Source organism: Bradyrhizobium sp. WSM4874 (assembly GCF_055811835.1).
Genome location: NZ_JBVVPR010000001.1, coordinates 264450 through 277141 on the forward strand (window position 1 = coordinate 264450; position 12692 = coordinate 277141).

12 protein-coding genes are annotated in these 12692 nt (G+C 63.0%); 7 read left to right on the forward strand and 5 right to left on the reverse strand.

The genetic code is table 11. The features are described 5' to 3' along the window. Window positions 1-229: 229 nt before the first annotated feature. Together AC0L3P_RS01230 and AC0L3P_RS01235 are read right to left on the reverse strand one after the other, a co-directional pair. A complete protein-coding gene (locus AC0L3P_RS01230) occupies window positions 230-964 on the reverse strand; it encodes an SDR family NAD(P)-dependent oxidoreductase (protein ID WP_275168220.1) in 735 nt (244 codons plus the stop codon). 9 nt (window positions 965-973) lie between these two features. Beyond that, window positions 974-2014, reverse strand: a complete 1041-nt coding sequence (locus tag AC0L3P_RS01235; RefSeq protein WP_275168219.1) for a LacI family DNA-binding transcriptional regulator — start codon at window positions 2012-2014, stop codon at window positions 974-976. Window positions 2015-2206: 192 nt separating this feature from the next. Here AC0L3P_RS01235 and AC0L3P_RS01240 point away from each other — a divergent pair, with 192 nt between their 5' ends. The 7 genes from AC0L3P_RS01240 to AC0L3P_RS01270 all read left to right on the forward strand — a co-directional run bounded on the left by AC0L3P_RS01240 (window position 2207) and on the right by AC0L3P_RS01270 (window position 9451). Then, a complete protein-coding gene (locus AC0L3P_RS01240) occupies window positions 2207-3505 on the forward strand; it encodes an ABC transporter substrate-binding protein (protein WP_275168218.1) in 1299 nt (432 codons plus the stop codon). 63 nt (window positions 3506-3568) lie between these two features. Beyond that, the gene (locus tag AC0L3P_RS01245) at window positions 3569-4456 is read left to right on the forward strand and encodes a carbohydrate ABC transporter permease (protein ID WP_275168217.1); all 888 of its coding nucleotides are present in this window, start codon (window positions 3569-3571) and stop codon (window positions 4454-4456) included. 4 nt (window positions 4457-4460) lie between these two features. Next, a complete protein-coding gene (locus AC0L3P_RS01250; RefSeq protein ID WP_275168216.1) occupies window positions 4461-5288 on the forward strand; it encodes a carbohydrate ABC transporter permease in 828 nt (275 codons plus the stop codon). A 7-nt stretch (window positions 5289-5295) separates the two neighbouring features. Beyond that, window positions 5296-6300 carry a zinc-dependent alcohol dehydrogenase family protein gene (locus tag AC0L3P_RS01255; RefSeq protein ID WP_275168215.1) on the forward strand — a complete coding sequence of 335 codons (1005 nt, stop codon included), beginning with the start codon at window positions 5296-5298 and terminating at the stop codon, window positions 6298-6300. Between the two features lie 6 nt (window positions 6301-6306). Further along, window positions 6307-7380 carry an ABC transporter ATP-binding protein gene (locus AC0L3P_RS01260; protein WP_473300824.1) on the forward strand — a complete coding sequence of 358 codons (1074 nt, stop codon included), beginning with the start codon at window positions 6307-6309 and terminating at the stop codon, window positions 7378-7380. 68 nt (window positions 7381-7448) lie between these two features. Next, window positions 7449-8336 (forward strand): sugar kinase, encoded by an 888-nt coding sequence (locus AC0L3P_RS01265; RefSeq protein WP_275168213.1) that lies wholly within the window; start codon window positions 7449-7451, stop codon window positions 8334-8336. Continuing rightward, window positions 8333-9451 (forward strand): tagatose 1,6-diphosphate aldolase, encoded by a 1119-nt coding sequence (locus AC0L3P_RS01270; protein ID WP_275168212.1) that lies wholly within the window; start codon window positions 8333-8335, stop codon window positions 9449-9451. Before AC0L3P_RS01265 ends, AC0L3P_RS01270 begins: the two co-directional genes overlap by 4 nt. Before the next feature lie 23 nt (window positions 9452-9474). Here AC0L3P_RS01270 and AC0L3P_RS01275 read toward each other — a convergent pair whose 3' ends face one another. The 3 genes from AC0L3P_RS01275 to AC0L3P_RS01285 form a co-directional block, all read right to left on the reverse strand. Then, a complete protein-coding gene (locus AC0L3P_RS01275; protein WP_473300825.1) occupies window positions 9475-10419 on the reverse strand; it encodes a 3'-5' exonuclease in 945 nt (314 codons plus the stop codon). Then, window positions 10419-11981: an AAA family ATPase gene (locus AC0L3P_RS01280; protein WP_473300826.1), complete on the reverse strand. Its 1563-nt coding sequence runs from the start codon at window positions 11979-11981 to the stop codon at window positions 10419-10421. Before AC0L3P_RS01280 ends, AC0L3P_RS01275 begins: the two co-directional genes overlap by 1 nt. An 82-nt stretch (window positions 11982-12063) precedes the next feature. Further along, on the reverse strand, window positions 12064-12603 hold the full coding sequence (locus AC0L3P_RS01285; protein WP_275168209.1) for a hypothetical protein: 540 nt from the start codon (window positions 12601-12603) through the stop codon (window positions 12064-12066). Window positions 12604-12692: the final 89 nt, after the last annotated feature.

The window sequence follows — 12692 nt, forward strand, 5'->3', positions numbered from 1 at the left end:
CAACGGAAGCGACTACTTTGCGGAAAGGAAAGTCGGCGCAATTCATGTTGCTCTTGATCAACTCCGCCGTCCTTGGGTGGAGTTAGCCCAAATTGGCCCATGATGGACTGGAGCGAGACCGCGGGCCTTTCAGTCGGTTAGATAATGGCGTGTGCATGACGTGTGCACCGGGAGGTCAAGAGAGATCCACACGGCAAGTTGGAATGACTGCGAAGCCGACCTTCTTAGGTCATCCCGCAAGGAAGCCGCCATCTACGGCAAGAACAGTGCCGGTGGCGTATTGGGAGGCCGGCATGCAGAGGAAGGCGACCGCACCTGCAATGTCTTCCGGCTTTCCCCACCGTTTGAACGCAATGCGATCAGCAATGCGCTGATAGTGTGCACCATCGGTGCGGCCCGCGGCGTTGATGGCCGTTTCGATATAGCCGGGCGCCACCGCATTGACGCGGATGCCTTCTTCGGCCCACTTCAAAGCCAGCGCCTTGGTCAGCATCACGACGCCACCTTTGCTGGCGCAATAGGCGGGGATCCGCGGCAACGCCAGCGTGGCGTTCATCGAGGCGATGTTGACAATCGAGCCCTTCGTCTCCGCGAGCAGGGGGTGGAACGCCATGCAGGTCCGGAACGTGCCGGTGAGATTGACGTCGAGCACTTTCATGAAGGTTTCGATCTCGAATTCCTTGTCGCGCGCGAGAATTCCGGCGCAGTTGACCAGCGCGTCCACGCGCTTGTGCTGCCGGGCACAGGACGTGACGGCGTTGTCGTCGGTGACATCGAGCGCCGCGAGCGAGAGCCCGGCACGTGGCTTAAGGAGAGTGCGGGCGAGATCGGCGTCATTGGCGCCTGTTGCCGTCACCGTTGCACCGAGATCGCAAAATTGATTGCTGATCGCGGCGCCAATGTCGCCAGCGCCGCCGATCACGACGGCATGAAAGCCCGGTTTGAGGGAAAAATTCGAACTCATCGGAAGGTCTCACTTCAGGGATTTCGGCGGTGAGGCCGTCGATTCGCGGACCACGAGCGAGAAGTCGATCTCGCGGTGCATGATGGTCTGCTCGCCGGCGAGGCTGCGCACCAGATATTCGCCGGCGCGCTGCCAGGTTTCTCCGGTCGGAACATGGATCGTGGTCAGGCTCGGCCGCAAATGCCGGCTCCAGTCGAGGTCGTCGAAGCCGACCACTGAAAGGTCGCGCGGCACGGCGAAACCGTCGCGCTCCGCCTCGAGCAATACGCCGTAGGCGATGACGTCGTTGCCGCACACCACGGCCGTCGGACGGTCCTTGAGGTTGAGGAGATAGCGTGCCGCCTCGCGCGCATCGTCCAGCGTATAGGGCACCTCGACGTGCCATTGCGGAGGAAGCGCGAGGCCGTTTTGGGTCAGCGCGCGGCGAAAGCCGGCGACGCGGGCGCTGGCGCGGTCGTTGTTTCGCTGGAGCGCCGAGACGATTCCGATACGGCGGTGACCGAGCTCGATGACATGTGCGGCGGCGCGGTGGGCTGCGGCTTCGTTGTCGGTGCCAACGCAAGGGTAGGGCCTGTCGGGCTGGTAGATGCCGACATTGATGAAGGGCACCTTGTTGTCGGCAAGCAGCTTGCGCAAGGCCTCATGATGGCAATCGCCGCGCAGCACGAGGCCATCGACGCCGCGGCTGATCAGATTGCGCGCTTGCTGCAATTCGACATCGAGATCATATCCGCTCGTGGTGAGGAACAGCATGTACCCGACTGACGATAAATATTGCTGGAGCGAGGCGATGCCGCGCGCGAACATCGTGTTGTCGATCGTCGGCACGATCGCGCCAAGCGTGCGTGAGCGGCGCGACGACAGGATCCGCGCCGGCGCATGCGGGATGTAGCCAAGCGCGTCGATGGCCTGCTCGATTCGCGCGCGCAGGGACGGGCTGACCGCGTTCGGATTGTTCAGGGCGCGCGACACCGAGGCGGTCGACACGCCGGCGCGCGCCGCGACGGCGCGGATGCCCTGCTTGACGGACTTGACGTTGGTCAATCTCATGAGTGTAACGTTACATTCTGCGTCGCGAGCCATATAGTAGTGGCACACGCCTAAATTTGTCGTAGATTGCGCGATCTGTCCATCGCTTGACACGGCGGATGTGAGGTCTATTTTGTAACCGTTTTCAAGTGACGCTCAACCATGTTCAAAATGGTCCGCCAGCTTAAGGCGGCCGGCCGGGAGGAGACTTCGATGAAGGCCAGGATGCTCGCGACGCATGTCGCGTTGCCCGTTCTCGCGATTGCCGTCAGTGCGCAGGCGCATGCCGCCGATTTTGACTGGATGAAGTTCAAGGGCAAGACCGTCGCCTTTCTCGCCAACAACAATCCGGTCGCGCAGGCACTGCTGACCTACAAGGCCGATTTCGAGAAGCTGACCGGCATGACCCTGAAGGTCGATGGCTATCAGGAACAGCAGATGCGCCAGCGTCTGGTCACCGTCATGAACGCGAACAGCGACGAGGTCGACGTGTTCATGACGCTGCCCTCGCGCGAGGGCGAGCAGTTCGCCGCTGCCGGCTGGTACGGCGATCTCACCGCGATGGCCAAGAACGACGTCGCCAAGGACTACGATCCGAACGGGCTGAGCCAGGCCCTGCTGAAGGCCGCGACCTTCAATGGCAAGCTCACCAGTATGCCGATGAATCTCGAAGGGCCGATCTTCTATTACCGCACTGACATCTTCAAGAAGTGCGGTCTCGAGGCGCCGAAGACCATCAAGGACGTCGAGGCCGCCGCCGTGAAGATCAAGGCTTGCGACAGCGCGGTGACGCCGTTCGTCTCGCGCGGCCTCAAACCCGCGGTCGCCTACACCTTCAGCAACATGCTGCACAATGTCGGCGGCAGCTATATCGCCAACGGCAAGTCGAATCTCTGCTCGGCCAAGGGCAAGGAGGCGCTCGACACCTATAGCCGGTTGCTGCGCGATTTCGGACCGCCCGGCGTCGTCAACTACAGCTTCCAGCAGATTTCCGCGCTCTATCGCAGCGGCCGCGCCGCGATGGCGTTCGAATCGTCGAACGAACTGCGCACAGTGATGGAAGGCGGCGCGCGCCTGAAGGATACCGGCCTGCTGCCGTTCCCGGCGGGTGAGGCCGGCCAGGTGCCGACCACGATCGGCTGGGGCATGGCAGTCTCCTCACACAGCAAGCAGCCGGAAGCGGCCTGGTATTTCGTGCAATGGGCGACGAGCCCCGAGGTGCAGAAGAAAATGGCGCTCCAGGGCATTGCCCCGCCGCGTCCGTCGGTCGCCAAGGATCCCGAATATCGCAAGTGGATCGATGAGGAGCCGGTGCGCAAGCAATGGCAGGCCGCGCTCGACGTGCTCGCCAGCAAGGGCTCCTCCGAGGTCGGCTATCCCATCGTTGCCAATCCGGCATCGCGCGAGTTCATCGGCCAGGCGGTGCAGGACCTGATCCTCAAGCAGAAGCCGATCGACCAGGCCTGCGCGGATGCCGACAAGGCGCTCGATGCGCTGATCGCCCAGAAGTAACGGCTTCATGCCGGCAGGCTCGCTGCCTGCCGGCATTTCCCCACACACTGAGGACGCGAACGGATGTCTGACTCGGCTGCGACACTCACGCAGGACCGGCAGAAGCTGGAAATGGCGGCGCTATCGGCGCCGGCCGTGATCTTCACGGTCGCAATGATCGCGTTTCCGGTCGTCTATACGATCTGGCTTGGCTTCCAGACATTTTCCTCGACCGGCAAGCAGTCCTTTGCGGGCCTTGCCAATTATTCCAAGCTGATCTCCGATTATGAGTTCTGGCACGGGCTGTGGATCACCATCGCTCTCTTCGTGCTGTCGCTGGTGCTGCAGCTCGTGTTCGGCGTCTGGCTGGCGCTGGTGCTGTTTCACGCCAAGCGGTTGCCGGGCATTGTGCGCTCGCTGTTCATCTCACCCTTCATGATGCCGCCGGTGGTGGCCGGCATGATGTGGCTGGTGATCCTCGATCCCTCGCTGGGCGCCGCCAATTATATCCTGCAATCGTTCGGTCTACCGCCGTCGGACTGGCTGGCCTCGCCGTCGCTGGTCATTCCGACCGTCGCGCTGATCGACAGCTGGCAGTGGACGCCTTACGTCGCCCTGATCGTGCTGGGCGGCTTGCAATCCCTTCCGACGAGTGTCTACGAGGCCGCGCAGATCGACGGCGCATCCGCGTTCAAGACCTTCCAGCGCATCACGCTGCCGCTGCTGCTGCCGACCATCGTCACCGCGGCGATCCTGCGCAGCGTCGATCTCCTGCGCTTCTTCGACATCATCTACATCACGACCCAGGGCGGCCCCGGCAACGCCTCGAACACGCTCAACATCTACGGTTTTCGCGTCGGCTTCGAGTTCTTCAACATCGGCTATGCCAGCGCTCTGATGCTGACCTTGACGGCGATCGTGTTCGGCGCCGTGCTCGCCTTCAACCGCCTGCGCGGCGCAGTGGCGTGGTGATGTCATGAACGATGCCGCCAACACCGAGCGCTGGATCCACCGCCTCAACACGGTGCAGCTCGTGCTCGCCGGCATCATCATCATGGCGCCGACGGTCTGGATGGTGCTGTCCTCGTTTAAGCCGTCCTTCGAGGTCACCGCCTATCCGCCGACGCTGGTCTTCACGCCGACGCTGGAGAATTACGCCGAGCTGACCAGGACCACGCCGTTCCTGAGCTACGCGCTCAACAGCCTCATCGTTACCGTCGGCTCGACCGCGCTCGGGCTGCTGTTCGGGATTCCCGCCGCCTTCGCCGTCTCCTGGACGCGGATTACCTGGCCGGCGATCCTGACGCTGGCGGCGCGGATGGCGCCCGGCACGCTGTTCCTGCTGCCGTGGTACGTCATGTTCCGGCAAATCGGCATGATCGGCTCCTACACCGCGCTGATCCTCAGCCACGCCGTCATCACGCTGCCGATCGTGATCTGGGTTTTGCTGCCGTCGTTCGATGTCATCCCGCGCAGCGTGTTCGAGGCTGCGCAAGTCGATGGATGCAGCTTCACGCGTATCCTCTGGCGCATCGCGATGCCGCTGGTGGCGTCGGGCGTCGCCGTCTCGGCGATCCTCGCCTTCGTCTTCTCGTGGAACTACTTCCTGTTTGCGCTGGTGCTCTCCAATGGCGACACCAAGACGTTGATCGCGGCGGCCTTCAACTTCATCGGCGAAGGCTCGACGCAATGGGGCGCCCTCATGGCCGCGGCGACGCTGATCGCATTGCCGCCGCTGGTGCTGGCGGCCTTGGTTCAGCGCTGGCTGGTGTCCGGACTGACGCTCGGCGCAGTGAAAGGCTAGGTATCTGATGAATATGTCCCCCAGTCCGAATTCGATCATGCAGGCCGCGGTCTTCCACGGCAATGATCGCATCACCATCGAGCGTGTGGCGATGCCCGAAATCGGCGCCGGCGAGGTGCTGGTCCGTGTCTCGCGAACGGCGCTGTGCGGCTCAGACTTCAAGCTCTGGCACAAGGGCGCCGAGTTCACCGCCGGCCACGAGATCTTCGGCGTCGTCGAGCAGCCAGGCCACGGTCTGTATGGCCGCCGCTGCGCCGTCTACATTCCCTTGCACTGCGATCACTGTGCCGCCTGCAAGCGCGGCGATACCCAGATGTGCCTCGAGGTCTCCAGCCTGATCGGCTGGAACAGGCCGGGCGGCTATGCCGAATACGTGCCCGTGCCGGAAAATTGTTTGCTGCCGGTACCCAATGATATCGAGGACAGCCTCGCGCCGCTGTTGCTCGACACCATCGGCACATCCGGCCACGCCGTACGGTTCGTCAGCCGCGTGGTGCCGGCGAACGAGGCCGGTCCGGCCCTCGTGATGGGGGCGGGGCCTGTCGGTCTCGGCGTCGTGCTGGCGCTTCGCGCGCTTGGCTACAACGACATTCATGTCGCCGATCCCAATGCGGCGCGGCTGAAGATCGCACAGTCCTTCGGCGCGAAGGCGCACCCGGTCGGCGACACCTCGAAGCGCTTCGCGCTCATCATGGAATGCTCGGGCGCCCATGCGGCGCGCAATCTCGGCATCGAGCTCGTGTTGCCGCGCGGCGCGCTGGTGCTGGTCGGCGAGAACGCCGCGCCATGGACCATCGAGGAGGGCAAGGTATTCCGCCGCAAGGATTTTTACATGATCCGGACCTTCTACTTCCCGGTCTCGGATTTCGAGCAGAATGTCGAGCTGCTGCGCAAGTACAAGGACGAATACCGCGTCCTCGTTGACGGCGAGTTCGGTCTTTCGGATCTCCCTGAAAACTTCGCGCGGTTCGCCAACGGCGAGCTGATCAAGCCTGTGCTGGCGCTGGACTAAGCGATCATGGCCTCGATCTCGATCCGCAATCTCACCAAGCGCTACGGTAATTTCACCGTGATCCCCGATCTCAATCTGGAGATCGCGGACCATGAATTCGTGGTGTTCGTCGGCCCATCCGGCTGCGGCAAGTCGACCTTGCTGCGCATCATCGCGGGCCTCGAGCCTATTTCGGGTGGAGACCTTTACATTGGCGACAAGCGCGTGAATGGCGTGCAGGCGGCCCAGCGCGATATCGCGATGGTGTTCCAGGATTACGCGCTCTATCCACACATGCGAGTCTACGACAACATGTCGTTTGCGCTGGAGCTGCGGGGAACGCCGAAAGCGGAAATCGACGCGCGGGTGAAGCGCGCCGCCGCGCTTTTGCACATCGAGCCTTATCTCGACCGCAAGCCGAAGGAGCTGTCCGGTGGCCAGCGCCAGCGCGTCGCCATGGGCCGCGCCATCGTGCGCAATCCCAAGGCGTTTCTGTTCGACGAGCCGCTGTCCAACCTCGACGCCAAGCTGCGCGGGCAGGTGCGCGCCGAGATCAAGGCACTATCGCAGCAGTTGAAGACCACCATGGTCTTTGTCACCCATGACCAGATCGAGGCCATGACCATGGCCGACCGCATCGTGGTGCTTCAGAGCGGCACGATCCAGCAATACGACACGCCGGAGACGGTTTACGAGCGACCCGCCAACCAGTTCGTCGCCGGCTTTATCGGCTCGCCCGCCATGAATTTCTTCGCGGTCGAGTGGCACGACGACTGCGCAATCCTCTCCCAAGGTGGAACGGCGGTGCCGGTGGACGGCGAGATCGCGAGTAGTCTGCGCCGGGCCGGCAATGCCTTACTCGGCATTCGTCCCGAACATTTCACTGTCGCCACCAATGCTGCCGATGGCATTGCCATCGAGGTCAAGCTGGTCGAGCCGCTCGGCTCCGATACGCTAATCCATTTTGATCTCGCCGGTGTCTCCGCGATCGCGCGGATCGACCCGTCGCTGCGACCGAAAGTCGGCGACCGCCTCGCGCTGCGCCCGCAGTCGAGCAAGACGCATCTGTTCGACGCCACCAACGGACAGGTCCTGCGGTGAGTACGTCAGCCAACATCGGTGATCTCTCAGCGCTGGCGGGCGTCGGGTCCAAAGCCCGACCCGTGCACGTGATCTGCCTCGGGCTCTCGGCGCTCGATCAGGTCTGGCGCGTCGATCGGCCGTTCGCGGGTGGAAGCGAGAAGATCAAGGCCCTCGCGTACGGCACGCTGGGCGGGGGCATGGCCGCCAATGCGAGCGTGGCGGTGGCGAAGCTCGGCGCGACCGTCGCGTTCTGGGGGCGGGCGGGGAATGACGCCGCCGGCCACGAGATGAGATCCGCCTTCGCCGCGGAAGGCGTGGATGTCGAGAATTTCCGGCTGTTTCCCCATGGCCGCTCGTCGGTCTCCGGGATTATTGTCGACAGTAGCGGCGACCGGCAGATCGTGAACTTCCGCGGCCTTTTTCCTGAAGCCGCGGATTGGCTTCCGCTCGAAGCTGTAGCCCGCGCATCCTCCGTACTAGCCGACCCGCGCTGGGTGGAGGGCGCCGCGACGCTGTTCCGCGAGGCGCGCTCGCGCGGCATTGCGACGGTGCTCGACGGCGACATGGCAGATGCCGAAGTGTTCGAACGGCTGCTGCCCCTGACCGATCACGCCATCTTCTCCGAGCCCGCGCTCGCCGTTTTTGCCGGCTCCGCCGATGATGAATCCCTCGCGTCCGTCGCCCGCTTCGGCTGTCGCGTCATGGCCGTCACGCGCGGCGAGGGTGGCGTGAGCTGGTACGAGAACGGCCAGCTTCACCGGCAGGCCGCCTATTCGATTGAGGTCGTCGACACCACAGGCGCGGGTGATGTCTTTCACGGGGCCTACGCGTTGGCGATCGGCGCCGGCCTGGAGGTGCGCGCCGCCATGGCATTTTCGGCGGCGACGGCCGCCATGAAATGCCGCCACGCCGGCGGCCGTAACGGAATCCCCGATATCAACGAGTGTCTTGCATTCATGAGGACGAAGCCATGAGAACGATTGGAAAGAACCGCGGCCTGGCACGGCTTGCTGATGCGGATGGCCACTTTCGCATGGTCGCGCTTGATCAGCGGCCACCCTTGTTCGATGCCATCGCGAACGCAAAAGGCATCACGCGGGACCAGGTCGAGTATTCCGACGTCACGGCGGCCAAGCGCCTTCTCGTCGAGAACCTTGCGCCGCATTGCAGCTCGATGCTGTTCGACCCGAACTTTGCCGTGCCTGCCGCGATCGATCTGCTGCCGCCGCGCTGCGGCCTGATCATGACGCTGGAAGAGCATCGCGTCGAGGAGACCGCGGGCGGTCGCAAGTCGCGGGCCATCACCAACTGGAGTGTGGAGAAGATCCGCGCCATGGGCGGTGACGCCGTCAAGGTGCTGGCCTGGTACCGGCCAGACGCCGATGCCGCGGTGAACGAACACCAGAAGAAGTTCGTGCGCGAGATCGGGCAGGACTGCGCCCGTCACGACATTCCCTATGTTCTCGAGCTGCTTGTTTATCCCTTCCTGGGCAGCGCCAATCACACCGCTGATTATGTCGAATCGCCGGGCAAGCTTCCCGGTCTGGTCATCGACAGCGTGCGCGAGTTTGCCAAGCCCGAATATGGCGTCGATCTCCTCAAGCTGGAGAGCCCAGTCGCGGCCAACAGCCTGCCGGCCCGCGATGGCAGCGCGGAAGCCAAGGCCGCGCAGAAGGAGTTTGATTCGATCGGCGATATCTGCCGCGAGCGCAACGTTCCCTGGGTGCTGCTGTCAGGCGGCGCTGCACCGGAGAAGTTCGAACGCGTGCTCGACTACTCCTATGCTGCAGGGGCCAGCGGCTTCCTGGCGGGCCGCACGATCTGGCTCGACGCCGTTCTAAAGAATTTTCCCGATCGGGCCGCGGTGTCTGCAAGTCTGCGCAAGGACGGTCTCAACGTGCTCGAACGGCTCAGCCAGATAACCACAGCCAAGGGCACGGCCTGGAAACCGCGCTATCCTGTCTTCACTGATATCAAGCAGGAGGGTGACTTCGCGCGCGCTTACTGTTCATTCCGTCTTGAAGTTCAATCCGAACCCACGCAGAGCTATGTTGAACCGCTAAATCCGTGTCGAGAACCGATCGAGTGATGTTATCGTCCGCCATACGATATCTAGGTCGTCCTGGCGGTAAATCTCCTTCGGAGAAAATCGAGCTCGGCCTCGACAGCATCGGCGTCGAGGTACCAGGCTTTGGGGCGACCATCGGTACCGTCGTGCCACCGATAGCCACGTTGCTTGAGAGTGTCTTTCAATGCGAACGGCGCGCCATCGGCCCAGATGCGGTGCTGAGGGCGATGCGCGCGATCGAGCAGAGCCGCAAGTCTGGATTGCTCGGTCCCGGGAAGATCGAGTGCCAAAATCTCAAGTACTGCACGACAATCATCCAGCGCCCGGTGAGCGTCGTGGAAAAGGCCGTATTCCGAGAGCAGGTAGGCGGGGCGGGCGCCGAGGCCATGGGCTTTCCAGTCGATGCCGGTCGCTGAACAGGCACAGTGACAGTCCGCGAAGACCGGCCAGTGCCGTTCCGCGACCTTGCGGTCGAAGGCAGCGTTGTGAGCAATTACGATGTGTGCGTCCGCTACGAACTGCTCCAGCGCCGTGTTATCGATATTATGCCCGTCCACCATTGCATCCGTGATGCCGGTCAATGCGGTGATCGCAGCCTCAATCGGCTCCGACGGCTGCTGGAATCCTTGGAAGGTGCCGATGACGGAAGTGTTCCGGTCGTCGGCGTAGCCGAACTTGATGGCGGCGATTTCCAGGACCTCGTTGCGCGTGGTATCGAGGCCGGTCGTTTCCAGGTCAATGATCAGGCCGATTCGACCAGCCGCGGGGCGAGGCTCGGCAGTCCGTGGGGCAAGACGGCGAAGGATTTTGTAGTTGCCGGTGGCCTCGAGCATGCGCGCCATCGTCTCGGGCGTTCCCGTATCCTCGGACAGAACAATCTCCGGCTGGCTCGGTACTTGGGTGGCGACTTCGACTAAAGGATTCGCCGGTTGTCTCCAAGGCAGGCCGAACGGGAGGTTTGGTGACTTGTACATGGCGGTACGGCTCATCAGTTTCGGGTCGCGTTGGCGTCGCGATCGCGGAGGATAGCCTCGACGATGCGACGGAGGAGCCGGACCGAGCCGCCGTGCCAGCTTTGCGCGGCGGCGATGTGTTCAGTGCCGTCGAGCGGCGGAACCCAGTGGGTGTCGAGGCCGCGATCCTTCGCAAGGTCGGCGATGATCGCAGGCAAGAGCGCGTCGAGATCAGCGGACGTGGGGTTCGGAAATCTCACGACCCGAAAGCGGTCGCGGATCGGCGAGGGCAGAGGATCGACGCTGTTGGCGGTAGCGACGTAGGAGACGTGCGACAAGTCCAGATTCGTCTGCAGCGCTGGATCTGGATAGCGACTGTTCGTCTCGAATTCGAGGAAGCCGAGGAGGCAGTCCCAGAGCCGGCCATAGTCATTCCGCGTCGCGCTTTTTTCGATCTCATCGATAATCACCAGTGGGTTGGCGCTCGCGCCCTGCGCAACCGCAAGAAAAGGATGGCAAGGTTCGGCGGAATACCACCGGCGGTCGGTGCCGCCGAACGCGGCGCCATCAGCGCGGCTGGCATCAGTGCGCCAGACGTTGACGCCCAACAACTCAGCCAGGCGCCGTGCGAATCTGCTCTTGCCGCCGCCGGATTCGCCCACGAACAGTAGAGGACGTAAGCGAACTGTTGGTCGGCCGACAAGATCGGCGAGCGCAAAATCAATCACTTCGGCGGCATAGGGGAATTCAAAAAGGAGGGCACTACGCACGACATGCAGAGGCGGCGCCTCGACAAGCGGCATGGCGACGTTGACGATACCTTTGAATGGCCCAAGAACGTCTTTGAGCTTGGTGTTCTTCATCTGCTGCTCAGAGAGCTGTGCCACAACGACGCTGCGCTCCGGCGCTGAAGGCGCCAGAGGTTTCTGCAACTCACTCGTGGAGGCGGTCTCGGCATCCCTCTGCTGCCGTCTTTCTTCCTCCTCTTTCAGCTTGCGACGCAGAGCTACCTTGGTCGCTGTGAGGCGGTGCTCTGCCGTGAGGGGGCCAAGCCTGGCGGCGCCGGCGGCGGCGCTGCCATGCCGTGAAACCAGATCGCTGCACGCCGGCAGCGCGGCCCAGCCGAAGACAAACTCTTCCAGCTCAGCACACAGGTTCTCATCGGCGTCGTGGCAGACCTTCCCAAAGCTTGCGATCAAAGCTTTGCCCACCCTCCGATAGTCATCGAAGAACTCTGCGCTGCAGGGTAATGGCAGACTAAAAACGCGAACGCAGTCGGAAAGGCTGCGTAAGGCGGGCTCGTCCTGTTTGACGGCTCGCCGGTCGAGCTCGGCGGCGAGCTCAAGACCGGCGGCCGAGGTCTGCGTCACGATCCAGGCCGAGGTCTCGGCAAGACCAGGACAGACCTCATTGATCTCTCCGACGAGTCGCTCCTGGGTGTGCTCTTCGCCTTTGCTCGAAAGCAATGCGTAGCGCAGGAGGCGCGGCAACTTTTTCAGTTCTTCATCGAGGTCCGAAGAATCGGCCGCGGCTCCAGTCGACGCAGCATCGTCCTCGACTGTGTGATCGAAATCATCGGAATCGTCCGAGGTCGTCATGCTTCGTGCTCCCAGCCGCCGTGTTGGCGGGAGCCGGACATCATCTGAGAAGCGTTTGGGGTGGAGACCAGCACCGCGTCCGTCACCGCGATCCGGAACGGTCGAGTTCATGGAAGGTCTTCAAGAGCACGGTCTCGGCCTCGCGGAATTTGCGCGGATCACTCGCGTAGCGCAGTCCGTGCCTGTACCAGGACATGGCAAGTTCGATGGACAACCCGTGATCGAAGTTGGTCAGGCCGATCACTTGCGCCATGACCAGCGCCGACGCCGCGTGTCGCGCAAGCGCGCAACGGCAGAGCGCGGTCATCCCGATGTCGATGGCCAGCGTGGTCTTCTCGATCGGCATCATCGAGAACGCCATGTTGATGGCGGCCGCCGCGTCGCCGGCGAGCGCGGCTTTAAGATCATCGACCGGATGGAGCACGCCGATTCGATCCAAGGTCGTCAGCATGAGGGACTGCTCGGCGTCGCGAAGCGCATCTGAGGGCAGCGTTCGCCACCATTGTAACGGCACGACATCGGCGGCCTTGAAAGGCCAACGGCGATCCGGCTGCTCCTTGACCGGCCAGACGGGGCGGTGGCCGCAAGCGTCGGGGGTCGATCGCCGATCGATCGCGACCACGGACCCAGCTCCGTCAACTCGGCGGTCATCCTCATGCCGAGCATTGGACGCGGGCGCATTGGTGTTGTCAGTCATGTCTTGGACGTCCA

Coding starts and splice junctions, on each gene's coding strand:
- AC0L3P_RS01230 (WP_275168220.1), bottom strand. CDS start 964: ATGAGTTCGAATTTTTCCCTCAAACCGGGCTTTCATGCCGTCGTGATC.
- AC0L3P_RS01235 (WP_275168219.1), bottom strand. CDS start 2,014: ATGAGATTGACCAACGTCAAGTCCGTCAAGCAGGGCATCCGCGCCGTC.
- AC0L3P_RS01240 (WP_275168218.1), top strand. CDS start 2,207: ATGAAGGCCAGGATGCTCGCGACGCATGTCGCGTTGCCCGTTCTCGCG.
- AC0L3P_RS01245 (WP_275168217.1), top strand. CDS start 3,569: ATGTCTGACTCGGCTGCGACACTCACGCAGGACCGGCAGAAGCTGGAA.
- AC0L3P_RS01250 (WP_275168216.1), top strand. CDS start 4,461: ATGAACGATGCCGCCAACACCGAGCGCTGGATCCACCGCCTCAACACG.
- AC0L3P_RS01255 (WP_275168215.1), top strand. CDS start 5,296: ATGAATATGTCCCCCAGTCCGAATTCGATCATGCAGGCCGCGGTCTTC.
- AC0L3P_RS01260 (WP_473300824.1), top strand. CDS start 6,307: ATGGCCTCGATCTCGATCCGCAATCTCACCAAGCGCTACGGTAATTTC.
- AC0L3P_RS01270 (WP_275168212.1), top strand. CDS start 8,333: ATGAGAACGATTGGAAAGAACCGCGGCCTGGCACGGCTTGCTGATGCG.
- AC0L3P_RS01275 (WP_473300825.1), bottom strand. CDS start 10,419: ATGAGCCGTACCGCCATGTACAAGTCACCAAACCTCCCGTTCGGCCTG.
- AC0L3P_RS01280 (WP_473300826.1), bottom strand. CDS start 11,981: ATGACGACCTCGGACGATTCCGATGATTTCGATCACACAGTCGAGGAC.